The sequence below is a fragment of the Methanobrevibacter sp. genome (genome assembly GCF_045539575.1).
GTDB lineage: Archaea > Methanobacteriota > Methanobacteria > Methanobacteriales > Methanobacteriaceae > Methanocatella.
The window spans coordinates 118,892-142,887 of sequence record NZ_JAZQFM010000075.1; the positions used below are offsets into that span (position 1 = coordinate 118,892).

At 39.0% G+C, this 23,996-nt stretch carries 25 protein-coding genes; 7 read left to right on the plus strand and 18 right to left on the minus strand.

Annotated features, from left to right (window positions below):
- Positions 1–173 precede the first annotated feature (173 nt).
- Positions 174–1,946: a PEP/pyruvate-binding domain-containing protein gene (locus ACKI30_RS09805; protein ID WP_407412064.1), complete on the plus strand. Its 1,773-nt coding sequence runs from the start codon at positions 174–176 to the stop codon at positions 1,944–1,946.
- A 222-nt stretch (positions 1,947–2,168) separates the two neighbouring features.
- Here ACKI30_RS09805 and ACKI30_RS09810 read toward each other — a convergent pair whose 3' ends face one another.
- Positions 2,169–2,801, minus strand: a complete 633-nt coding sequence (locus tag ACKI30_RS09810) for an Ig-like domain-containing protein (protein WP_407412011.1) — start codon at positions 2,799–2,801, stop codon at positions 2,169–2,171.
- A 393-nt stretch (positions 2,802–3,194) separates the two neighbouring features.
- Between ACKI30_RS09810 and ACKI30_RS09815 the strand changes: the two genes are divergently transcribed.
- Positions 3,195–3,593, plus strand: coding sequence for a PaaI family thioesterase (locus ACKI30_RS09815; RefSeq protein WP_407412013.1), 399 nt, complete (start codon positions 3,195–3,197; stop codon positions 3,591–3,593).
- Positions 3,594–3,675: 82 nt separating this feature from the next.
- Here the strand turns inward: ACKI30_RS09815 and ACKI30_RS09820 are convergent, their stop codons facing one another.
- Complete coding sequence (locus tag ACKI30_RS09820) at positions 3,676–4,014, minus strand: hypothetical protein (RefSeq protein WP_407412015.1); 339 nt, start codon at positions 4,012–4,014, stop codon at positions 3,676–3,678.
- 52 nt (positions 4,015–4,066) lie between these two features.
- Entirely contained in the window at positions 4,067–4,273 is a 207-nt protein-coding gene (locus ACKI30_RS09825) for a hypothetical protein (protein WP_292739418.1), read from the minus strand.
- A 488-nt stretch (positions 4,274–4,761) separates the two neighbouring features.
- On the opposite strand from ACKI30_RS09825, the gene ACKI30_RS09830 reads away from it, so the two are divergent.
- On the plus strand, positions 4,762–5,181 hold the full coding sequence (locus ACKI30_RS09830; RefSeq protein ID WP_407412017.1) for a cupin domain-containing protein: 420 nt from the start codon (positions 4,762–4,764) through the stop codon (positions 5,179–5,181).
- Between the two features lie 8 nt (positions 5,182–5,189).
- Here ACKI30_RS09830 and ACKI30_RS09835 read toward each other — a convergent pair whose 3' ends face one another.
- Positions 5,190–6,410, minus strand: a complete 1,221-nt coding sequence (locus ACKI30_RS09835; RefSeq protein WP_407412019.1) for an aspartate kinase — start codon at positions 6,408–6,410, stop codon at positions 5,190–5,192.
- 99 nt (positions 6,411–6,509) lie between these two features.
- Between ACKI30_RS09835 and ACKI30_RS09840 the strand changes: the two genes are divergently transcribed.
- The gene (locus ACKI30_RS09840; protein WP_407412021.1) at positions 6,510–7,928 is read left to right on the plus strand and encodes a hypothetical protein; all 1,419 of its coding nucleotides are present in this window, start codon (positions 6,510–6,512) and stop codon (positions 7,926–7,928) included.
- Between the two features lie 7 nt (positions 7,929–7,935).
- On the opposite strand, the gene ACKI30_RS09845 is transcribed toward ACKI30_RS09840, so the two are convergent.
- Together ACKI30_RS09845 and ACKI30_RS09850 are read right to left on the minus strand one after the other, a co-directional pair.
- Positions 7,936–8,325: a GtrA family protein gene (locus ACKI30_RS09845; RefSeq protein ID WP_407412023.1), complete on the minus strand. Its 390-nt coding sequence runs from the start codon at positions 8,323–8,325 to the stop codon at positions 7,936–7,938.
- On the minus strand, positions 8,322–9,254 hold the full coding sequence (locus tag ACKI30_RS09850; RefSeq protein ID WP_407412025.1) for a glycosyltransferase family 2 protein: 933 nt from the start codon (positions 9,252–9,254) through the stop codon (positions 8,322–8,324). The genes ACKI30_RS09845 and ACKI30_RS09850 overlap by 4 nt, the downstream gene beginning before the upstream one ends.
- Positions 9,255–9,332: 78 nt before the next feature.
- On the opposite strand from ACKI30_RS09850, the gene ACKI30_RS09855 reads away from it, so the two are divergent.
- On the plus strand, positions 9,333–10,115 hold the full coding sequence (locus tag ACKI30_RS09855; protein ID WP_407412027.1) for a polysaccharide deacetylase family protein: 783 nt from the start codon (positions 9,333–9,335) through the stop codon (positions 10,113–10,115).
- Here the strand turns inward: ACKI30_RS09855 and ACKI30_RS09860 are convergent.
- From ACKI30_RS09860 to ACKI30_RS09905, 10 genes are all read right to left on the minus strand, one after another.
- The gene (locus tag ACKI30_RS09860) at positions 10,112–11,536 is read right to left on the minus strand and encodes a hypothetical protein (RefSeq protein WP_407412029.1); all 1,425 of its coding nucleotides are present in this window, start codon (positions 11,534–11,536) and stop codon (positions 10,112–10,114) included. The genes ACKI30_RS09855 and ACKI30_RS09860 overlap by 4 nt on opposite strands.
- A 126-nt stretch (positions 11,537–11,662) precedes the next feature.
- Positions 11,663–13,543, minus strand: a complete 1,881-nt coding sequence (locus ACKI30_RS09865) for a hypothetical protein (RefSeq protein ID WP_407412031.1) — start codon at positions 13,541–13,543, stop codon at positions 11,663–11,665.
- A gap of 154 nt (positions 13,544–13,697) precedes the next feature.
- Positions 13,698–14,873, minus strand: coding sequence for a methionine adenosyltransferase (gene metK / locus ACKI30_RS09870; protein ID WP_407412033.1), 1,176 nt, complete (start codon positions 14,871–14,873; stop codon positions 13,698–13,700).
- 112 nt (positions 14,874–14,985) lie between these two features.
- Positions 14,986–15,567, minus strand: a complete 582-nt coding sequence (locus tag ACKI30_RS09875; RefSeq protein ID WP_407412035.1) for a flavin reductase family protein — start codon at positions 15,565–15,567, stop codon at positions 14,986–14,988.
- Entirely contained in the window at positions 15,564–16,325 is a 762-nt protein-coding gene (locus ACKI30_RS09880; protein ID WP_407412036.1) for an EFR1 family ferrodoxin, read from the minus strand. Before ACKI30_RS09880 ends, ACKI30_RS09875 begins: the two co-directional genes overlap by 4 nt.
- A gap of 32 nt (positions 16,326–16,357) precedes the next feature.
- Positions 16,358–17,134: an MBL fold metallo-hydrolase gene (locus tag ACKI30_RS09885; RefSeq protein WP_407412038.1), complete on the minus strand. Its 777-nt coding sequence runs from the start codon at positions 17,132–17,134 to the stop codon at positions 16,358–16,360.
- 13 nt (positions 17,135–17,147) lie between these two features.
- Complete coding sequence (locus tag ACKI30_RS09890; protein WP_407412040.1) at positions 17,148–17,630, minus strand: bacterioferritin; 483 nt, start codon at positions 17,628–17,630, stop codon at positions 17,148–17,150.
- 74 nt (positions 17,631–17,704) lie between these two features.
- Positions 17,705–18,154, minus strand: a complete 450-nt coding sequence (locus tag ACKI30_RS09895; protein WP_407412042.1) for a MarR family transcriptional regulator — start codon at positions 18,152–18,154, stop codon at positions 17,705–17,707.
- Between the two features lie 15 nt (positions 18,155–18,169).
- Positions 18,170–18,838, minus strand: a complete 669-nt coding sequence (locus ACKI30_RS09900; protein WP_407412044.1) for a hypothetical protein — start codon at positions 18,836–18,838, stop codon at positions 18,170–18,172.
- An 89-nt stretch (positions 18,839–18,927) separates the two neighbouring features.
- A complete protein-coding gene (locus ACKI30_RS09905; protein ID WP_407412046.1) occupies positions 18,928–20,358 on the minus strand; it encodes a B12-binding domain-containing radical SAM protein in 1,431 nt (476 codons plus the stop codon).
- 159 nt (positions 20,359–20,517) lie between these two features.
- On the opposite strand from ACKI30_RS09905, the gene ACKI30_RS09910 reads away from it, so the two are divergent.
- The gene (locus ACKI30_RS09910; protein ID WP_407412048.1) at positions 20,518–20,997 is read left to right on the plus strand and encodes a GNAT family N-acetyltransferase; all 480 of its coding nucleotides are present in this window, start codon (positions 20,518–20,520) and stop codon (positions 20,995–20,997) included.
- Between the two features lie 14 nt (positions 20,998–21,011).
- On the opposite strand, the gene ACKI30_RS09915 is transcribed toward ACKI30_RS09910, so the two are convergent.
- The gene (locus tag ACKI30_RS09915) at positions 21,012–21,737 is read right to left on the minus strand and encodes a hypothetical protein (protein ID WP_407412050.1); all 726 of its coding nucleotides are present in this window, start codon (positions 21,735–21,737) and stop codon (positions 21,012–21,014) included.
- 8 nt (positions 21,738–21,745) lie between these two features.
- Positions 21,746–23,194, minus strand: coding sequence for a dihydrolipoyl dehydrogenase family protein (locus tag ACKI30_RS09920; RefSeq protein WP_407412051.1), 1,449 nt, complete (start codon positions 23,192–23,194; stop codon positions 21,746–21,748).
- Positions 23,195–23,302: 108 nt separating this feature from the next.
- On the opposite strand from ACKI30_RS09920, the gene ACKI30_RS09925 reads away from it, so the two are divergent.
- Positions 23,303–23,722, plus strand: a complete 420-nt coding sequence (locus ACKI30_RS09925; RefSeq protein ID WP_407412053.1) for a C-GCAxxG-C-C family protein — start codon at positions 23,303–23,305, stop codon at positions 23,720–23,722.
- Positions 23,723–23,996 lie beyond the last annotated feature (274 nt).

The window sequence follows — 23,996 nt, forward strand, 5'->3', positions numbered from 1 at the left end:
AGGTGAGCAGGTACTACAAGACTGTCAACGATTCCGACAAGTACCAGAACGGCCAGATTCTTGACAGCTGGGAGCGATACATGATTCAGGTGAGGATGAAGCATGACAGCGGTGAAAACGTCGATGACGAGTGCGACAAGATCTGCGAGCTCATGATGACCAAGGATGAGAGGATGCTTTCCAAAATCAAGGAATACTTCACCTTTGAGGACTATACTACAATCTACGACCGACGTGTGGGAAGCGGTCTTGTGGGAGGTAAGTCCTGCGGTATGCTTCTTGCAAGAAAAATCATCGAGAAGAACTCTCCTGAGCTCTACAACAATGTTTTCGAACCTGACGATTCATTCTACATAGGTTCTGACTTGTTCTATACCTATATAGTTTCAAATGATTTGTGGGACCTTCGCGTAAAGCAGAGAACTGAGGAAGGCTATTACGAATACGGCAAAAAGCTTGAGGAAGGACTTAAAAACGGCGTCTTTTCCGAGGAGATAAAAAAGGAGTTCATTCATATCCTTGACTACTTCGGACAGAACCCGATTATTGTGCGCTCAAGCAGTTTTCTTGAGGACGGATACGGAAACGCTTTTGCCGGAAAATACGAATCTGTGTTCTGCGTAAACAGGGGCTCTCTTGAAGAGCGTCTGGCAGCCTTTGAGGATGCCGTAAAGGTGGTTTATGCAAGTACCATGAACATTTCCGCACTGGAATACAGAAAGCTCAACGGCCTTGACGATGCAGACGAGCAGATGGCTCTTCTCGTCCAGAGGGTTTCAGGTTCATATTACGGCGATTACCTCTTTCCGACCGCTGCAGGCGTCGGATTTTCATACAGTCCGTATTCCCCACTTCCGGACATGGACAACAGCAAGGGAATGCTGAGGCTGGTGATGGGCCTTGGTACAAAGGCTGTGGACAGGACAAAAAAGGATTATCCGAGAATTGTCAATCTTGACAAGCCAGAGATAACCATGATGAAGGACATGAAGGAAAAGCACAGGTACTCACAGCACTATCTTGACGTCATCGACCTGCAAAACAGGATCCTGCATGACATCCGCATCGATGACGGTTTGGAGGTCATTCCGAGATATGCCAAAAAAATCCTGGTCGAGCATGACCGTGAAGCCGAAAGCATGTTTCGAGAACGTGGACAGCGCCGAGAGATAGTATTTGTCAACTGCGAAGGGCTTGTGAAGAATTCGGAATTTATTGAAGTTATGAAGGAGATTCTAAACACCCTGCAGACTGCATATGACTATCCCGTTGACATCGAATACACAATAAATGTCGGTGAGGACGGCTCATTCAACATAAACCTGCTGCAGTGCAGGCCTCTTCAGGTTTCAACAAACGACGAGGACATTGAAATGCCGGAAGACAAGAACGTATTCTTCCACATCAGGGATTCGTCAATGGGAATGTCAAGAAAGAACAGGGTGGATGTCGTATGTTACGTTGACCCTCACAGGTACTACGAATATCCTTATGCTCAAAAGAGTTCAATTTCCCGCGTTATAAACAACGTGAACGCATACTGCAGGGACAACGACAAGACGGCAATTCTCATAGTTCCCGGAAGGATCGGAACTTCCTCTCCAGAGCTTGGAATTCCGGTCGTTTTTGCAGACATCAGCTACTTCAATGCGATACTTGAGGAGTCATACAGCGAGGTCGGATACATGCCGGAGCTTTCCTTTGGAAGCCACATGTTCCAGGACCTGGTCGAGGCGGAGATATACTACGGGGCACTGTTTGAAAACGAGAAAAAGATTGAGTTTAACAGGGACATGATTTTCGACTATCCGAATGTGCTGGAGGAGATCGATTCAGGTTTGGGCGATGAGATTTATGACATGGTTCGCGTGATTGACTTTGACGGAGGTCACGGTGAGTTTTACCATGACATGAACAGGGATGAAACAATGTGTATTTTCAAGTGATTGGAAATATTTAGGACGGGCTGGGTGGGACATATGCCTTTTTATTTGTTATAATCTTTTTGAAAACAGATTTTTCAAATAAAAGCTAGTATGACAAAATTCCGATGTGAGCGATGACCCTGTTGTGTTTTTGAGTTTTTATTCATGACGGGGTTGTTTTTCACATTTTAAACTTTTTTTTTAAAAAAATAGAAGGTTTTCCCAAAAGTGAATTTTGGGAATCTAGAACGGAGCTACCTGTTTTCCGTCCTCGTCATATTCAGGAAGCATCTCGTTTCCGTTCTCATCATAATAGGTGTCTGCGCTTGAATCGCTGCTTGATGAGGATGATGAGCTGCTTGAAGACTGGGACTGTGACGGAGTGTATGTGCTTTGTTGATATGAGTTGTATGATGTGTCCTGACTTGCTGAATCATCGTCGAGTGTGTCCTGAATCAGTGTGGAGTTGTCCACAATGTCCTCAACCACTTCCCCTTTGACTGTCACTTTCTGTGAAATGCTGCTTGCTGTGTAGTTTCCGTCGCCGTCAAAGGTTACGTTGAGAGTGTATTCTCCTGCAGGAACGCTGTTCAGTTTGGCAAGTGCCACTCCTGTCGCATGTGTTTTAACGGTTTTGTTGTAGACGACCTTTCCCTTTTGGTCCTTGAGAGTAACGTGAACTGTCTTGCCGCTTAGGGCTGATTTTTCATCGTCTGTCAGCTTAACGTAAATTGTACTGTTTTCTCCAAAATCCCCCTTGTTCAGGACGTCCAATGTAGTATGCTTTGCCACGTCTGAGGGAGCAAACACTATTCCGGCCACGACAACTGCAATGACGACTACTACTCCTGCAATTATCATTTCTTTTCTATCCATGTTATCACTTGATATAATATTATTGTTGAAATGTTATATAAACTATTCGTGAATTTCGCCTTGTTTTTCCGATTAAAGCTAAATTGTGTTTTTGTAACATGATTTTGCAATGGTTCTGGGATTTTCGGGAAAATGTTTTTTAATCCAATCTGTCCGAGGGTCAGTGATTTGCTTCCACCAGATTAAATATATGGTGAATATTTTTAATGTTTTTGGAATTAACTTTGATTATTCTTGGTGTGGTTTTACATTAACATTCATCTTTCAATTATTTCGAATGTTTTCATTTTGCCAATGTATATCTCACAAAATATTTTCATCACTGTTGTGATTTTGTTTAATCGGTGGCTATTTTTTTAAGTGATAACTGACATATTATCCATAGGTGTTAAGATGGCTAACTTTGAAAACGTGGAAGTCGCAAGGGAGTTTTTCTACAAGGACTTGTTTGCAGTAAATATGGGAATTACACTTGATGAACTTACAGAAGACGAAGCCGTTTGCAGTCTGAAGGTGACAGACGATCACAAGAACGCTTACGGAGGAGTCATGGGCGGTGCAATATTTACATTATGCGATTTTGCATTTGCTGTGGTGTCAAATCAGATCCATCAGCTGACCGTTGCCCAGCAGGTGAGCATCAATTACCTGTCCGCTCCAAAGGGCGAAAAGCTGATTGCCCGTGCAAGATGCAGAAAAAGCGGCCGCACATCTTCAATCGTCATTGTGGATGTTGAGGATGACCTGGGACGTGACGTTGCCCAGTTTGTCGGAACCGGATTTAAGTTATAGGGGATTTCAACCCCCTTACAATAAAATTGCTCTTTAAAACTATTTTTTTGCTGCTTTTGACTATAAATTGTATGATGAGTGTTTAAAGCAGCATCATTTCGCTGATTATTTTCCTCTCTTCTGGTGTTAGATCTTCCAGTTCGTTTAGCTGTTTGACTTTGTTTTTGAATTCATTGTTGATGTTTTCGAGTCTTTTTATTTCGCTTGTTTGTATTTTAATCAGATTTTCCTGTGTCTTAATCAGTTTTTCTTTTGCTTTAATCAGGTCTGTTTGCGTTTTTAGATTTTCTGGTGATTTAATTAGGTTTTCGTGTGCTTTTAGTAGTTTTTCCTGTGCATCGAGCACTTCATCTTTTTTATCGAGTATGTATCCGTATTCGTAGTATACGAGTTTTTCGATTTCGTTTTCTATGTGTCTCATTGTTTTTCCTCGCTTGTGTTTTTTTTGGGCTGCTGTGGTGCGAGGATATTTTTTAGAGTAACATCATTGTGCTGATTATTTTTCTTGCATCTGGTGTTAGGTCTTTCAGCTCGTTTAGCTGTCTGGTTTTGTTTTTGTATTCCTTGTGGGTGCTGTATAGTTTTCTTATTTCGTTTGATTGTGATTTGATTTTTTCAAAGAGTATGTCAATGTATTCGTCGTATGAGGGGTGTTCGGTTTTGTTTTCCATGTGTCTCATGCTTATCCTCCTATAGTTCTGTTTTTTCGTGTTTGGTGTGCGTTTTAAAATCAGACCTCCAGTATCCAGTTTTAAATTGGATTTATGATTATCTGGAACATTTTGGAAGAGATGATTTTGGAAACAAATGCAATATCAAATGCTCATGTTTCTGTTAATCTTTCCTTTTGTTTGACTTTGCTTATAATGTTTTCATATTTCATTCAAAGTTCATTTTGACTTAAACGGCATTATTGTGCTTATTTATGTTTTTTTAACTGGTTTAAATCAATTTTTCATTTCAGATATTGTTCTTGATGGAGTCGTGACTTTTTGATTTTTGTAATATATTTTTTACTTAACCTTTACCTTTATATTAGATGAGTGAGTAATATTAACATGACTAATTAACAAGTCGTGAAAAATGGGATTCGAAGTTGCACTGCCGTAGCTTCGGATTTTTTTATACAACATAGATTGTTGCGAATATCAACATTTATGGTGATTTCATGTCTGATTTTGATAAGGAAAATATTTTTAAAAAAGGTGCTCCAAACGACGCATATGCAGAATATTTCATAGGCCAGTCCTATCTCAACCCGCTGGTTGACGTGAATGACTTTTTGGCTTTTGTTGCCAACGTCACATTCGAGCCTGGATGTCGAAACAACTGGCACATTCACAATGCCAAATCCGGCGGAGGCCAGATTCTGCTGTGCACTGCAGGAAAGGGATGGTATCAGGAAGAGGGCTCTCCGGCTGTTGAACTTAAACCTGGAAGTGTTGTTGAAATAAAACCCGGCGTAAAGCATTGGCACGGTGCCCAGAAGGATTCATGGTTCAGCCATATTGCCATTGAAGTTCCCGGCGAGGACACTTCAACCGAATGGCTTGAAGAAGTAGATGATGAGCACTATGGCTCATTATAATTATTTTTTTACTCTAAAATTTCGTTTATCAGCTTACATGCATTTTCGCCGTCAGCCCAATCGACAATCAAAACGATTGCGGTAAGTGATGAGTTGATTTCTATTATTTTTATATTGTTTTTTCTAAGCTGCTCTGTTATTGCAGCTATTATTCCCGGCTTTTCAACAACATCAAGATTGACGATTGTGATGTGTGCGGTGTCCTTTCCAAGTGACAGTGAATTGAATGTGTCGCTTTCAAGCACAAAGTCATGCAATATTTTGTATGCTCTCTGGGAGTCGGTCTTGTCGACAAAGACGGTGATTGAATTGTCCCCGACTGACACCTTGTAGATGTTTAGGTCATTGTCGGCCATGTAGTCTGTAAGCTTTGAGAGAAGCCCAACCTTGCTTAGGAGATGGTCCCCGACGATTGCGATAATGGATAGGGGATCCTTGTAGAGTGATGCCTTTCTTCCGGTTTCAGTTTCAAAAGGCCCGATGATGTTGGTTCCTTCTGATCTTAAATCACAGTATTTTCCGTTGATGATTCTTGCCTTGAGCTCAGGTGTCTTGTATTTCAATGCATGTGGGTGAATAAGCCTTGCTCCCTTGGTTGAGAGGTTTCTAAGCTCTTCTACTGAAATTTCCTTAAGTAGTTTCGCCTTCTCAATCTGGTTAGGGTCACTTGACATTACCCCGTCAACGTCACTTATGATGATGACCTCATTGGCGTTCATGCATTTTCCAATCAGAAATGCGGTAATGTCACTTCCTCCACGTCCGAGGGTGGTTATCTCACCGCTTTTTCCTTTTCCCAAAAATCCGCAGATGACCGGGATGATGCCCTGATTGAGGAGAATGTTCAGGGTGTTTATCTTATGCTCGCTTGCCTCAAGGTCAATTTTCGCTTCCAAAAAGTTTGAATCGGTGAGAATCGGCCAAAGGTCGCTGTATGGGTCAATGACTTCCGCCTTCAGGCCTTCAGCTTCAATGGCGGACTTGAGCAGTCTTGCACTGGTTCTCTCGCCCATGGCCATGATTTCGGCTTTCTGTGAATCGGTTAGGAAATGTCCGGCAGCATCATTGGAGAGTTTTATCAGTTCGTCTGTAGAGTCGCTTGGAGCTGAAGCTATTACAACCACTCTTGTTCCTTTTTCGTATTCTTTCACTATTGATTTGGCTGCATTCCTTATTTTTTTCCCGTCAGCCAGTGCATTTCCGTCAAACTTTGCTACCATCAAATCCATTAAATTCACCTATTATGTTAATATTTGCAACTGGATTTTAATAAAAGTTTTCGTATTTTGAGTGTGCTTTTATATATCACGTGTAATAAAGGTATAGTCATGTATGAAAAAAGAGAGCTGGTGGGTAAGGTATTTTTTGCATTGGCGGTTCTTATACTCATTTCGATGCTAATATCTCCCCTTACGGGCACCATTATCAACATCGACGAGTACTGGACCTATTCCCTTGTGAATCTGCCCTTCATGCAGGGTATGATTGTTGCCGTACATGACGTGCACCCTCCGCTTTACTATATGATACTGTATCTCTTCACTCCGTTGGGTTTGGATAACCTGTATCTTTTGAAGGTCCTCTCAATTGTGCCTTATGCTTTGCTAATGCTGGTTTCTGCTTTTAAAATCCGCAAGGATTACGGATGGCTTACAGCGGGGCTTTTTGTCTTTTCTTTGGGCGTCATGACTGACTTCTACTGTGAGTTTTTAACAATCAGGATGTATTCCTGGGGACTCTTTTTCATGGTCATGATGTTCATCTACTTCGGAGAGGTTCTAAAGAACTGGGATAGAAGGTCATGGGTTCTTCTCTCACTCTTTACGCTTCTTTGCGCATACACCCAGTACATGTTTGCGATTACATGCTTTGTGGCGTATCTCATTCTTTTAGTTGAGATTTTGCAGAATCATCGCGAAAGGCTTAAGTCATTTGCAAAGTCCGTTGCAGGTGTTTTGATACTGTACGCTCCATGGGCTGTTGTGTTTGTCTATCAGATTCAGACTCAGGCTGAATCCGCCCATGAGGCATTCGGCTTGGGTGACTTCATACACTATCTCACATCCTTTGCTATCAAAAGCCAGAGCTTTTCTTTGGAAAACATTGCCTTTAAAATTATCGCATTTGCCTTTCTGGCATTCATTCTGGTGTTGATATATAGGAAAAAGGACAGGCTTTCCGCTGCAGGCGTGTTTTTATTGTATGCCACTTTGGCTATTGGCGTTTTGGGTCTCATGTTTTCATTCTGCAATACCATGAGGGTGAGATACCTGATTCCGGTATTCGGAATATTCTGGCTTTCAGCGTCCGTTGTAATCGGCAGAATTGAAAATAATAAGCTGTTGGTGCTGGCGCTGGCGTTCATTGTGGTTCTCGCAGGGGCAAGCATCATGATAACACATGACGACATCGACTCAAGGCTGGCTTTCAATGATGAAAAAACTGCATATCTTGAAGGCATCAACAACAATTCAACCGTTGTCGTCTACAATTCAGATTACGCATACAAGGTGCTTCACAAGGACCTGAACGAAACAAGGCAGTACACGCTGTCCGGCAAGTACTTCTATGAAGATGACGTTGACGTTACAGATAACCTGACCAAGGTCTTGAAAAAGAACAAGGATAAGAATGTCTATCTCATCATGTGGAAAGACCATCCTGAAAATGCAAAGCTTGAGAAAAAATACGAGTTGAACACTACATATGATGCGGGCCATTACTCCTTCAATCTCGTTGAGGGGTAATCGCCACTTATTTTTTAAATACAATAAGCTTTGAGAAGATGTAGTTCAGGACAATCACAATAATCTGAACGACTATTTTTGAAAATGTGTTTCCCAAAGTCAGTATGTCTATGAAGAGATACATCAGCGCTGTGTCGACAGCCCCTGAAAAGATCCTTCCTCCAAAAAAGAGTGAAGCTTCCTTAAGGATTTTAGGGCTTTTGCTTTCAAACACCCAGATTCTGTTGGTTATGTATGCGAAAAGCACAGAGAAAAACCATGCCAGAACGTTTGATATCAAGTAGTTTATGCCCAGGACTGTCTGGAAGAGAAAATACGTTATGATGTTTACAAAGAATGTGAATGCTCCGAACACCACATAGAGCACCAGTTCCCTGTCGATTTTAACGCCCATCATTTCTTATCATCCACATTTGTTTCCTTGACGATGAAAACAGGCCTGTTTTTGGTCTCCAGGTATGTCTTTTCAAGGTACTTGCTTAAAATTCCAATTGATACCAGCTGAAGGCCTCCTAAAAACAGGATTGAAGTGATGAGTGTGGTATAACCCTGAATCGGGTCTGAGTAAAGGATGTATTTGAGAATCACGAATATCATGTACAGGAATGATGCTGTTGAAAACACTGAGCCTAAAACAATTGATATTGAAAGCGGTGTTGTGGTGAATGCCACTATGCCCTCAATGGAGTAGTGGATAAGTCCCCAGAATGACCATGTGGTCTCGCCCACTGTCCTTTCGATGTTTTCATATGCAATCCATTTTGTATCGAATCCGACCCACTCGAATATTCCCTTTGAGAACCTGTTGTATTCGCTGAGCTCCAAAATGGAGTCTACAACCATCCTCCTCATCACCCTGTAGTCAGTTGCCCCTTCGACAAGCTGCATGTTTGAAACCGCATTGAACATCTTGTAGAACAAGTGTGAAAAGAATGACTTTATTTTAGGTTCGCCCGCTCTTGAAACCCTTCTTGCGGCCGCAACATCGTAATTTTCAACTGTCACCGCCCCAATCATTTCTGGAAGCAGGCTTGGGGGATGCTGAAGGTCAACGTCCATCACGCAGATGTAGTCTCCCCTTGCGCTTTTAAGGCCGGCATACATCGCTGATTCCTTTCCGAAATTCCTTGAAAATGAGATGTACTTTACTTTTGGATTGCTTTCGGCGATTTTTTTGATGTTTAAAAGAGTATTGTCGGATGAGCCGTCATTAATGTAGATTATCTCGTAATCTAAGTCAGGCAGTGTCCTTTCGATTTCATCTACAAACAAATTCACGGACTCTTCCTCATTATAGCACGGTACAACAATACTTAAAAAAACCATGATTAAATCTTTGTAGGGGATGTTATAAAATAATTTGTATTTAAGTTTATTAACAATTAGATAAATAGATATGTTTGAATGATATTACTTAGTTTTGACATAGAGGAGTTTGACCTGCCAAGGGAGAATGGCGTTGAGTATTCCCTTAGAGAGGGAATGGAAGTGTCTGTTGAAGGCACCAATCTTATTTTGGATGTCTTAAAGGAAAATGACGTTCGCGCAACATTTTTCTGCACCGGAAATTTTGCCATGAATGCTCCTGATGTGATGAGGCGCATAATGGACGAGGGCCATGAGGTTGCATGCCACGGCGTTGACCACTTTGAGCCTCACGAGACTGACTTTGAGCTTTCAAAGCAGATGATTGAGGATGTCTGCGGCATTGAGGCTGTGGGATACCGCCAGCCAAGGATGTTTCCTGTAATTGAATCCGAAATCAAAAAGGCAGGATACTGGTATAATTCTTCCCTAAATCCGGCATTCATTCCTGGCCGTTATATGAATTTGAGCACTCCGAGAACATGGTTTATGAAGGACGGAGTGATGCAGATACCTTCATCTGTGACTCCTATTTTGCGATTTCCTCTGTTCTGGCTGTCTTTGCACAATCTTCCTGAGAAGCTGTATCATATGCTTGTTCGCCGTGTGCTTAAAAAGGACGGATATTTTGTAACTTATTTCCATCCGTGGGAGTTCTATGAGTTAAAGGAGCATCCTGAATTCAAGGCGTCCTTTGTAATAAAAAGAAACAGCGGATCTGCAATGGTCAAAAGGCTGGACAATCTTGTAAAGATGTTAAAAAAAGAAGGCCATGAGTTCATGACCTATAAAGAGTTTGTTGAGCTTAAAAAGGGGATTTAGTCTCCCTCTTTTTTATCCATTTCCATTTCCTTAAGGATTTGATCAATCAAATCTGAATCGTACTCTCTTTCTTCAGGTGTTTCCGGGTCACTGATGCTTTCATCCGGCGCCATTGGTTCAATTTGACTGTCAAAGTAATCCTCGCTGACGTCATATGCGTTTTCATAGGTCATCTGGCTTGGAGGCTCTTCTGTTTTTTGCGTATTTAGTGTTACAGGCAGTGTTTTTGTGTTTCTTCTGAAGTAAATGCTTATGAAGATTATCACCATCATATAGAAGACTAAAAGATTCGGATAGAGGAACCTGTTTTCATTGAGTGTAGCTGTCATGAATACTCCTATTATGTTTATCAGGTTCGGCACGTAGACCAGATACATGTCCTTTGACTTGGTTATGAGCTGTATGGCTATTAATAAGATAATTGCCAGATACATGTACAGTGCAGGACTTAAAAACAGTGTGTCTGTAATTGTATGGTCCTTGAAGTAAACTGCATAGGAATTGATGAGATTATAGTTTCCCTTTCCGAAATTGGTTGAGGTGAGCTTTTCATAGTCTGCAGTCGGGGTGATTTTGTTTTCTGTGTAAGATCTGTTTTGAGCCTCCTTGAGGTAATCTCCTCCGTTTATTAAGTAGTAAGCTTGACCGTCCCAGTCATCACCTCTCAAAACACTCCAGACCATTTGTGCACTTCCAGGGCTATTTCCCGCATGAGCATCCTCAACGGAGTATGCAATGCTCAATGATCCGATTGCCAAAATCAATATGATTGTTAGTGCAGGGAGAATGAGGAATGTTTTCTCCTTATTTCTGTTTTTCTTAAATAGGTAAGCTAAAATCGCAATTAGTGTTATTATTCCTATATAAATTCCAATTGAGCTTAGCTGGGATGTTACTGCAATTGTAACAGCTAATATTACTGCAAATTTTAAACTCATCTCGCCGTTTCTGTCAATGAGAACCTTAATTAAGAAGCTTAAAAACAGCAGTGCATAGCTGAAAAGGATTTCAGGCCATAATGTGACGGAATACACGGCATTGATTGGAATGAGACATATGATTAATGTGACTATAAACTGGAGAGTGAACTTGTTGCTGCTCTCGCTTGCATCGTCACGGTGATACTTGCAGATTACGGTCCATATTGCTGAGAAAACCAGTATCTGCAGAGCTACAATCGCTAAAGGAGTGTGGAATATGTTTAAAAGCAGCATTTCAATGAATGTGTGGAAAAACGGAAATCTGTTTGTAAACTCTCCGCTTGCAATCTGGTGAATCTGTGCAAATGAATCATAGGTTAAGATACCTGGATTGTATATGAAAAGATACAGTGCAAATATCAAAATGGGCACTGCGAAAATCATCAGGTCTCTGTAGTTGATATTTCTGTTTGATGTAATCTCCGATTTTAGCAAGTTCATGGGTAATAATATGTGTGTTGAAATATATAATGATTGCTTAAAATCAATGGAATGGTTATTTTACATTTAATCAAGTTTGATTGTGTTGTTGTTTAAAAAAAGAAATTGAATAAGGATTTTGAATCCTTATTTTTTAATTGTTATTGTGGATTTTCCACTCATTATGTAATTGGAATTTCCTGAAGCGATAACAACTTTGTGTTTTCCGATTTTCAATTTTTTGGTGTTGAATTTGGCAACCCCTTTTGAGTCTGTTTTGAGTTTGTATGTTTTCTTAGCTATTTTAACTTTGACATATGTGTTTTTCACTGCTTTTTTGGTAGCTTTGTTTTTGACAGTTATTTTAAAGTATTTTGTTTTTTTGTATTTTGCACTAATTTTCGGAGCTTTCACAATAGTATTTGCTTTTTTAACTTTAATAGTAAAAGTTGACTGTTTCATTGCAATATATTCATTATAATCATAGGGGATAACTGTAATTTTATGATTCCCCACTTTTAATGAATTTTTGAAAGTAGCTATTCCATTTGAGTTTGTAGTCAAATTATATTTTTTTGAACCTATTTTTAAAATGAATTTAGCATTTTTCACAGGTTTTGATGTGAACTGATGAATTAATGTTATTTTTATGTCATCTCCATAGTTCGAAGAGGTTTTAACAATGCTTTTAATCAGGAATGTGGAATTTAAATCATCATTTAAATAGATTGATTTGGTGTATGTGGTGTTTTTGATGGACAATTCTCCGAAATCATGGTCGCTTTCAAACAACCTGTTGTAATAATCTTTATTGAATGTGAATAATATGCTTCCGTATGAGTTATTAATGAAACTGCAATTGTCAATTTTATTCTTTCCGGAATATAGTATTATGGAGCCAGCATAATATGCATGATTGCTATTGAATAATGAATTGATGATGTTTAAGTATGCATTGGAATAAATTGCACCTCCTGCATCGCTTGCATGATTGTTATTAAAAGTACAGTTTAAAATTGTAGAATTCAACTTATTATCAATATACAGATATTCATCAGCATATATGGAGGTTTTTAGGTATACTGCTCCTCCTTCGGATTCTGCGTAATTATTTACAAATGTGCAGTTTGTAATATTTGAATCACTGAGAATATAAACAGCGCCCCCATTGGTGGCGGAATTGTTTATAAAATAACAGTTTGATATTGAAGGATTATAGTAATATCCATTTATTGCTCCTCCATGGCCCATTTCACCAAACGCATGATTATTGATGAAAGTACAATTTATAATATTTGAAAGGCCATTTATTGCCCCTCCACCACCTGATTCTCCTGCACTATTGTCAATGAATGTACAATTTATTGCATCTCCTATCCAACCTAATATTGCACCTCCTTGAGGAACATAGCCTGATATTGTATTGTTGGTAAAGTGGGAATTAACTACTCTTAAATATTCTCCAAAACTGCGCATAGCACCTCCCTCTGTTGCGGAATTTTTATCAAAAATGCAGTTGGATATGGATAAATATGCGTTAGATGAATATACTGCACCTCCGTCGCTGTTGGCTGAATTGTTGATAAATGTGCAATTAATCATTGTCAAAAAATTAGATTCTCTTTCAAGTACTGCACTTCCGTCTTGACTTTTACCATTAATAAATCTTAAATTTTTTAAGATTACATTGCTTTTGTAAATGTTGAAAATTCCTGAAGCTGATTTTGCATCTAGAGTTGCATTGTTTACGCCTTCAATTGTTATTTCTTTTTCAATCTTAATTTCTTCACCTAATCCTATATATGTTCCATTCAAGGTTATTGTGGAATTGGCTTCAGCGTCATTTATTGTTTTTTGAATGTCGTCAAATGTATTTCCTGATGGAGTAATTATGTCAATTTGCCCAGTACTATTTAAAATAGTTGTATCTTGATCTGAAGTAATTGAGGAATTATTATCAGCTGCATAAATTGCCGGCAGTGACAATATTGTAATAAAAATTAGTGAAATTAAGATTATTTTTCGCATTTTAAATCCATTAAATTGTTTGTTTATGATATATTTTTAGTACTGATTATATATATTTTGAGATTTTTTTTAAAAAAAAGTTAATAATAATTTTTGATTATTGTTTAAATCGTTCCTGTAAAAAAAAAGATTTAAATAGCTCAATTGTATTGAGCTAATTTTTAATGTATTTTTTCAAGTCTTCAGCCTTGTCGGTTTCTTCCCATGGAAGTCCTTCAATACCGAAGTGGCCGTATTTTGCGGTTTGTTTGTATCTGGTATCTCTTAAGCGTAATGTTTCGATGATTCCGTCAGGAGTGAGATTGAAGTTTTCACGTACGATCTGTTCCATTGTTTTATCACCGATATCTGCTCCGGTTCCTGATGTGTCAACCATTACTGATGTAGGCTCTGCAACACCGATTGCATAGGACAGTTGGATTTCACATTTTTCAGCAAGACCGCTTGCCACGATATTTTTAGCGATGTATCTTGCCATGTAGCATGCGCTTCTGTCCACTTTGGTGCAGTCTTTTCCTGAGAATGCCCCTCCACCGTGTCTTGCATATCCTCCATAGGTATCTACGATGATTTTACGTCCGGTAAGTCCCGCATCTCCGTGCGGTCCTCCGATTTCGAACTTGCCTGTTGGGTTGATATGTTCCTTGGTGTTTTCAGTCATCAATTCCTGTGGAATGACTGCTTTGAAGAGTTTTTCACGAATATCTTCTTTCAATTGTTCCTGATTGTCAGACATGGTTTCATCATGCTGGGTTGATAGAACAACTGCATCAAGGGAAACAACGTTTCCTTCTTTATCATAGTTAACTGATACCTGGGCTTTACCGTCCGGTCTTAAGTATGGAATTTCACCGGATTCTCTGAGTTCTGTTAACTTGTTTGTAAGTTTACGAGCTAAATCGATTGGGAACGGCATCAATGAATCGGTTTCATTGGTTGCATATCCGAACATCATTCCTTGATCTCCAGCTCCGGTTTCTTCATCCCCTCTGTCAACACCTTGATTGATGTCCTGAGACTGTGCATGGAGTCTGTTTTGAACTTCACAGGTGTGACCGTCGAATTCAAGGTCAGGTTTGTCATAACCAATTTCAATAATTGTGTCTCTTATAATTTTTTTGATATCTTCATCAGTAATGTCAGCATCTGATGTGATTTCACCAAATACCATACAGAAATCTGTAGTTACACAAGTTTCACATGCAACGTGTGAATTCTTATCCTGTGCCATATATGCATCCAATATAGCATCAGATATAATGTCTGCAACCTTATCAGGGTGTCCTTGTGTTACTGATTCTGATGTAAATGTTCTGTATATTTCACTCATAATTATCAATCCAATAAGAATAAGTTTAATTAAGAAAATTTCTTAAATTTTTATTGTTAATTATATTTTTAACTTATTATATAAAATATCTTTCCCTTTTACATGAAAAATATTATTCTTTCTTGAATTTCAAACCAACTTTAAATGCATCAGATATTTTTTCACCGGTTTTGAAATAGGAATGGGTGATGTCATCATATACGAGAGGATCTAACTTTTCAAAAACAATCCTGTTTTTCTCATCCAGCACATCCTCATCGGCCTGAACGTTTACTATCTCACCGGTAATCTGCGTATGTGAGCCTACCTCGGCAATATGCATAACCTTGCATTCAAGACTTACCTTAAACTCATCAATGATTGGCGCATTAACCTTTTCAGCCTTATGATGGTGGTAATTGATTTTGGCCAGCTTATCGGCATTATATCCGCTTTCAATGCCAAGATAATCCGCTTCGGCTGCCTGATCTGCACTTGGAAATGCAAGGCAGAACTCATTGGTTTGCAAAATGCTTTTCAAGGTTTTTCTCTTTAAAGTGGAATTGATAGCTATCATCACTGCAGGAGGATGATGAGAGCACATTGTTGCAAAAGCAAGTGTGCATGCATCCGCATTGCCTTCACTGTCATATGCACTTGCCACCACTGCAGGTGCAGGATACATCATTGTATGTTTTTTAATATTGACCTTCATGTAATCACGTTATTACTTTTAATGATTTCTGAGATTTTAATGTTTGGATTCCTGTATCTTTCATCAGGGTTCAGCTCATCGTTAATGTTCAGGTTATGTATCTTGCAGTGCTGTACGCAACCCAGGCAAAAATCACAATTGTCTCCAATTACAGGTTTTTCATCCGTTAATGTGACGTTTCCTCTTGGACATACCCTTGAGCAGATTTGACAGCTGTTGCACTCGTCACCGACTTGGATATGATACTTTTCAGTCATTGTTGTTTCAAGTATCTCTTCGATGTTTTCCACATCGGTGAAATGTTTCTTGTCAAAGATGTATTCCTTTTTAGCTAAAATATCCTCCCGGATTCTTTCAATTTCGCTGTCAACGTCCAAATCCTTTTTGATTTCCTTTTCCTTGGCCATGTCAAAGACCGGCAGGAAATTGTCAATCATCAGAACTGAATTGGTGTAGTTTACGTTTATGCCCCTGTCATTCAATGTTTCTTTCATAATCCTTAAGGCATTCTGGTCACCGTCAGAGCCGTAGGATGTGATTAAAAAAAGATAATCCGCTTTTATATTGGCTTTCTTCAAGAATTCCCTAATGGTTTTTGGTGAGGTTGCAAAAAATACTGGAAAAACAATACCTACTGTGTCATCTTCAATGTCATATTCATTGTTTTTCACAAGCTGGGGAATGCTCAAAAGCTCTCCGCCAAGTTTTTTTGCAATATACAGGTTGTTTCCCGTGGAGGTGTAGTACAATATTTTCATTCCAATCTAAAAAAAAAGAATTTGGAAAGTATTTAAGGGTAAATACTTTCAGGCGGGTTTTCCAAATCGATAACTTTTTTGTTTTCCAGGTTTTCATGACCTAGTGGTGTATGTGTTGACAGGTATACTGTCGGATTGTTTTTGACGAATTCGCGAACTTTGTCAAAGGTTTCCCTCGCTTTTTCGAGATCTTCAAATACTACTGACAGCTTGTTTGCATACAATGCCTCATCAGTATATGTAATGTCTCCCTGGAACATATAATATAATCCGTCGTCTTCTGCAATTACTAAACTGTTACCCATGGTATGGCCGATAGCTTCAATCAAATATACACCGTCAACTATTTTTTGTGATTTTTCAAAGTTATGATAAGCCCCGTCAGTGAATTCAACAGGCACAACATTGTCCCCTTCAAGGTTCAGCTCGCCGGCTTCTGTCTTGGAGATGTATATTTTGGCATTTGGAAACTGGCTGATTTCACCGGAGTGGTCAATGTGCTTGTGAGTTAATATGATTTTAGTTACATCCTCTTTTTCATAACCTAACTCTTTAAGTGAAGCCAAGTATTCTGTAAACTTGTCTCCCATGAATAATGGTGTTGACTCGTCAGGTTCATTGATAGGAAATGTGGCTGGTACACCTGTATCGACCAATATAACGTCATCGCCTGTGTCAATGAGGAAATTTTGAATGCTTGAGCGGTATTTGATTGAATTGTCAAACTTGTCTGCTCCCTCTTCACCGCCAAAGGCAAAACCCTGAGTCATGAATCCATTTTCAATGTTTATTACGGATTTGATTTCCATGTTAATCACGTAACTATTCTGCTGCGGTTTGGTCGTTGATTAATAATTGGGTTAAGTAGTTTTGTTTACCGATCATTTTGCATAAGTCAAGTTGCTGTTCGCTCCAGTACATGTCTTCCTCTTCATCTTTGAGATAAACTTTCATTAAGTCATAGGTTGTTGCATCAAAGATTCCGGAGTCCATCATTTCATTTAAAAATGCGATACCTTCAACAGATACTTGATAGTCTGCTTCAATGAATTCTACAATGTCGGTGTATACAGGTTTTGCTTCTTGTGCTTCCTGTTTGATTTCTCCGCCTAAGTCCAAAATACGGTCCATGAACTGTTCCACGAAGTCCATTTCTTCAGTTGCGTGTGATGCGTATTTGTCTCCTAAAGATTGGAATCCTAAACCTGCAAAGATTTTGGATTGGATTCTGTGTCCAAATGAGTTTGCGGATAATCCGGTTACAATAGCTTGTAAAGCTTCAATAGTTTTTTCTTTATCAGACATATTTTTCACCTCATAGAATAACTTAAGAGTCTTAAGTCTTTATATCTAATATATCCAAAAAACTATATAAACATTTAGATTGAATTGATTGTTTTTTGAGAATACTCATAAAGCATGCTTTTGAATTTCCGAACATCCTCCTCGGAATAATCCCTGAAAAATTCGCCTTCCCATTCATACATGTCTTTCAGCAGCTTAAAAACAATAGACTTGCCATTGTCGGTTAAATTGATAATTTTTCGGCTTTTGTTGTTTGCATCTATCTTACGAGATATGAACCCGTTTTTTTCCAACCTCTTGATAATTTGGGTAACGTTTGACTCTGAAACAAACAGCAGCTGTGCCAAATCCTTTTGAGAACAGTTCTGATGATAAAAAATATTCATCAGGTATGTCACATCACGGGGAGTGATATTCTCATAATTACTTTTATAAAAATCGTCCTGAAGCAGATGAATATAGTCAATATATAAAATAAGCGGTGTGAAATTAATCCTTTCATCATCAAAATTCAAGTCTTTCATTGTTTCACCTACATGTTATAAGTTTAAATTATCCACATTATAAATTAGTTCCATCATATGCATGTCCTTATCTTCCTGAGGCGCAAAGCTGTATTCCTCATAGTAAAATGCAGGCACTCCATTTTCATTTAGAGGCACTGTGAGGTAAGGTCCGCTGGTTGTTGATTCGGGAGCATAATAGGAAATGTTCTCGGAGTTTTGAGCAACTTCATTTGCATACTCAACGCTTAAAGATTCCTTAACCGGCGAAAATACAAAGGTCTTGAATGGATATGCACCAACATTTGAATGAACGTCAATAGCCAGCTCATAATCGCCATTTAGAATTTGAGGATAGACATACTTCAGTGCAAGATTCTGTCCGTTTTGCCTGCCTGGACTGTTGTCCGATGCCCCGTCACCGTAATGGCCGATGTCCTCAGTTACATTGATTACATAAATGTCATAGCAGTAATTAAGATCAGTGAGATTGGGCAAAATCTTAAGAAGCGTCCTGTGAGTTTCATTTTCCAGAGGATGAACCCCAACCACATAAGCTATCTTTTTGGAATTGGGATTTCCTATGTTTCTTATAACCTCAACAGTCCCCTTATCTTCAATGGAATTATCTGATATGACCTCACGAGTGACATTCTCTGCAGCATTGCCCGTCTGGGGAGTGCTGATTTGATTTACAATAGCCACGCTAAAAATTAGAATAATAATAACCAATAGAATAATGAAAAAATGCTCTTTTTTAATCATTAATTAAACTATTGATTTAATGGTTTAAATTATTTGCCTGAGTTGACATTGGTCTTGTTGTAGTCTGTGTTTCCGTTGGTTTTCTTGGAAACGATTTGCCTTGCAACACCCAATACTGTTCTTAAAAGTATAAGACCGTCCTGGGAAACCTGCTTTGCAAGATAGCCAGGCCTTAAGTAGAACTTTAAGAATGCCTTCTTTTGAATGCTTCTGAGTTCCTTGCTTGAAACGTCAACAGTCTTTAAGACGGGATCAAGAAGCGTAAACTTAGACCAGTCCTTAATCTGTATAAGGTTCTTCTTGAATGTCTCATTGTAAAAGCGTGTACCCGGATACGGTGTTGCCAGACTGTACAGTGCATAGTTAGGATTTAAATTCTTAACGAATGCTATTGTATTTGCAATTGACTTTCTGGTATCCTCAGGCATTCCAATCACACATGATGCGATTGTTCTTATGCCTACTTTACGGGCAAGCCTGAATGCATTTTCAGTTTTTGAGATAGTGATGTTCTTGTTCATTTTCTCAAGCATCTGCTGGTCTGCGCTTTCAACACCTATGAAAATGGTAATGCATCCTGCGTCCTTCATGGTCTGGAGCAGATCCTCATCCAAGGTGTCGACCCTTGATGTGCATCCCCACCAGAACTTGAGGTTTCTCCTTTTGATTTCAGCGCAGAAGTCACGCACGAACTTCTTGTTCAATGTGAATGTATCGTCCATGAAAGCTATTGTATCGATGTTCTGCTCCCTGAGCCTAACTTCAATTTCATCGCACACGTTTTCATAGGACCTTCTTCTCAGGTGTTCCCCGTGAAGCGCCGCTGATGAGCAGAATGAGCATTTCATAGGACAACCTCTGGTGGTAATGATTGTAGCCACATTGGTTGTGATATTCAGAATCTTGTATTTCTCCATCGGGAACAGGTGGAATGCAGGAAACGGCAGTTCATCCAGATCATGTATAATCGGCCTGTCAGGAGTAACTATCAGTGATGAATCACCTTCATCATGAAAAGCCAATCCTTCAACATTGGCCAAGTCTCCGCCCCTTTCAATGGTTTGAACAAGATCAAGGAAAGTGTATTCGCCTTCTCCTCGAACAACTACGTCCACACTAGGCTCCTCGAGAACACTTTTATATTCAAAAGTAGGATGATAACCGCCCAAAACAACTACCGTGTCCGGTTTGACCTGTTTAATCTTATCTGCTGAATCCAGTGCCACGCCTATTGTCGGCGTAAGTGCGCTGATGGAAACTATGTCAGGATTTCTTTTAAGGATTTCCTCACCTATCTCATCATATGTCAGTTCCAAAGCAGACGCATCCAATACATCAACATCATAACCGTGTTCCTCGAGAACAGCAGCCATGTACCCTATGCCTAGGGATGGAGCTACCACTCCGAGAAACTTGTATTTTGAATTTGTTTGTGGTGGATTTAAAAAAGTGACTTTCATGTTATCATCAATATTTACTTTAAAGTTAATTATACTTTATTAATCACTCATACATTAAATACTTTATTGTCAAATAAACATTTCCAAAAAAATGTTAATTTTTAAATTACAATATCAATTAATACCATATTAAACAAAAAAGTTAATTGAGGATTGAATATGTCAGATGCAAAATTTAGATTCGCAGAGAAAAAAGATACCGGAACAATATTAGAGTTCATCAGGGACCTGGCAATATATGAAAAGATGCTTGATGAAGTTGTCGCAACAGAAGAGCTATTAAATGAATGGCTGTTTGAAAAAAACATAGCAGAAGTGATATTTGTACTGGAAGATGATGTTGAGGTTGGGTTTGCACTCTTCTTCTATAACTTTTCAACATTTCTTGGAAAAGCCGGAATATATCTGGAAGACCTTTTTGTAAAACCGGAATATAGAGGAAAAGGATACGGAAAGGCACTGATTGAAAAATTAGCTGAAATCACAGTTGAACGTGACTGCGGAAGATTGGAATGGTGCTGTCTTGATTGGAACCAGCCAAGCATTGATTTTTACCTGTCTTTAGGAGCCAAACCTCTAGACGACTGGACCACTTTCAGACTGACAGGAAACACATTAATTGATCTGTCAAAAAAATAGTAGAAGTTGAAAGTTTAAATTTTCAAACTGTCAACCGCTTTTATGAGTTCCAGCATGTGCAAATCTTTAATGTCCTGAGAATAGAAACTGTTTTCCTCAAAATAAAATGCAGGAACGCCATTCTGGTTTAAAGGAACTGTCAGGTATGGTCCGCTTGTTGTGAATTCAGGATTGTAATATGAAATGTTTTCAGTGCTTGCGGAAACATTCTGACCAAGACTTTGACCCTCTGAACCTTCAACCGGACTGAATACGAAGGTGTTATGGTCCCCGTAAGCTCCGCCATGGGCATGCACATCAACGGCCAGCTCATAGCTTCCGTTAACGATTTCAGGATACACATATTTTAAGGCCAAATCCTGTCCGGTTTGCCTTCCCGGCTGATCATCAGGCAACAGTTCACCGTAACTGCTGAAATCCTCACTTACATTTATGACATATACGTCATAGCAGTGATTCAAATCGCTCAGGGTAGGCATGATTTTCAGAAATGTCTTATGAGTGTCGTTTTCAAGGGGATGAACTCCCACTACATATGCAATCCTCTTGCCGTCAGGGTTTCCAAGGTTTTTAATAACCTCAACAGAGCCTGTCGAATCATTTCCGACAATCTGACGGGTGATTGAAGCATCACTTACCTTAACGTCATTGTTTGCGTTGTCGTGAATAGTGACAGCGGCCATGAAACATGCACACATCAACACAACGGCCACTACAATCAAAATCCTTCTTTTTAACATGTTATCGGCTAGAATTTATAGTGTATGTTATGGAGCTTATACAGGCATACTGAACTGCTTGAAGGGAATGCATAAATCATGTAATCAAGTTCTTCCAGTGTGATTTTCTTGTTTATGATGAATGCAAACATGTTTGCCACATTTTCTGCATCTGCAGCATATATTTCGGCACCTACAATCTGAAGGTCCTTGTCTACGATTACTTTAGCTTCCGCTGTTGTGTCGTTTTTGAGTTCAAGTGAATATGAGCGACCGTACTTGATAGTGTGAACATCATATTCATCGCTTTTCTCTGCAATGTAGGCAGGAACACCGACTGTTGCAATACGCGGAATGGTGTATGCAACCGCCGGCACTACAGGATATGTAATCTCATCAGCCTCACCCAGCAATTCCTTTGCAAGGTATTTTGAGTGATGTATAGCCACAGTTACGAGTTTTGCAATTCCTGTATCGGCGACATCTCCTGCTGCATAAATATTCGGAACTTCGGTTTGCAGATGGCCATTGACCTTAATTCCGCTTTTTGTGTATGTCAAACCGACATTTTCAAGGCCGATATCCTCAACGTTGGCCTCTCTTCCCATTGCGGCTATGACATAGTCACCGGTTAAGCTCAATCCGCTTTCCATGTTGACTGTAAATCCGTTTTCATATGCTTTGTTATCAACTTTTGCTTCAGGGTCTCTTAAAAGCTCATCTGAATTTTGTGCGCAGGTCACATTTAAGATTTTTTCTGTCGGATTTTCAATCTCAACATTTGCTATGACTTCGCTGACTGTCTGGTTAAAATGGAAACGAATGTTTTTCTCCTTTAAGATTTCAATTACCCTTTGGACGTATGGCTGGTGGAAGTATTTCAATGCCATATCTCCCCTTATGATTACGTCTGCCTCGTGGCCAGCTTCGGCAAGGATTGATGCAAATTCCATTCCGACAAAACCCGCTCCGATAATTATTGCATGTTTCGGAAGCTCATCAATATCCAAAAAGTCTGTACTGTCATGCAGGTATTCACTACCTTTAATGTCAGGAATTACAGGCTTTAAACCTGTGCAGATTACTATTTTATCTGTGGTGAATTTCTTATCAGCCACCTGAACTGTGTGCTCATCCAAAATGACACCTTTTCCGTGAGCCACATCAAGGTCATACTCATCGAATTTTCCGTCAAGGAAAGGAGCCATATTAGCTATACGTTTCCTTTTGAATTTCATCAAGTCAGGCCAGTTGACGTCAAAATTGCCTGATTTGCCAACGCCTTCAAAGTTGTCGGCCAATGCCTTGATTTCATACGGTGCATCCAAAAGCGCCTTTGTGTTGCATCCTCTGTTGGCGCATGTTCCGCCATATAAGCTTTCTTCAATTATCAATATTTTAAGCCCAGCTTTTCTTAAAAACCGTCCACCTTGCCAGGCCGCATTTCCACTTCCGATATAAATTACATCATAATCCATTTTTTAACCTCTACCTCATAATTTTGTTAAAAATGATATTTAATATTTTAACTTGAAAATTAGAATTTTTTGATAATATTTATTAAGAGATGAAATAAATCTATAATTATGAATTCAATTGAGGAAGCAGTAAAATTATTTGAAAACGGTTACGTGTGTTCACAGGCGGTATTCGCAGCATTCAGTGAAGACTTTAACTTACCTAAAGAGCAGGCTCTAAAAATAGGAGCATGTTTTGGAAGTGGTATGAGAAAGGCTGAGGTTTGTGGAGCCTGTACAGGAGCACTAATGGCACTGGGCTTGAAATTTGGAGAGGATAAATCTCAAAGCAATGAAGCATGTGAAAAATTTCTGGATGAATTTAAAAAGGAAAACGGATCCATAATATGCCGTGACCTTCTTGAGTGTGACATAAGTACAAAAGAAGGGGTCGAACAGGCAATTGAAAATAACCTTTTTAAGGAAATTTGTCCTAAAATGGTCGAATCAGCAGCAAAAATCGTAAAAGACATATTATATGATTTATAACGCTTTAAAAAAGTTAGATGTTATTGATAATTAATTTTATCTTAATAGTGAAAGAATACCTAGACCTCTTTTAGGTCGGGGATGAATTTCACAAAAAAAGCATTTAAAGAATATTACTTTTCAAATGCTCTCGCATTTTCATTATATATTTTATTATTATAAATAATAGTTTATAAAAATTGTCTTGATGGAGTTAGATGTTTTTATGAACTGTGTTAATTTGGGTTTGAAGGTTAGATTGTATCCTAATGAGGATATGATAACTAGAATTAAT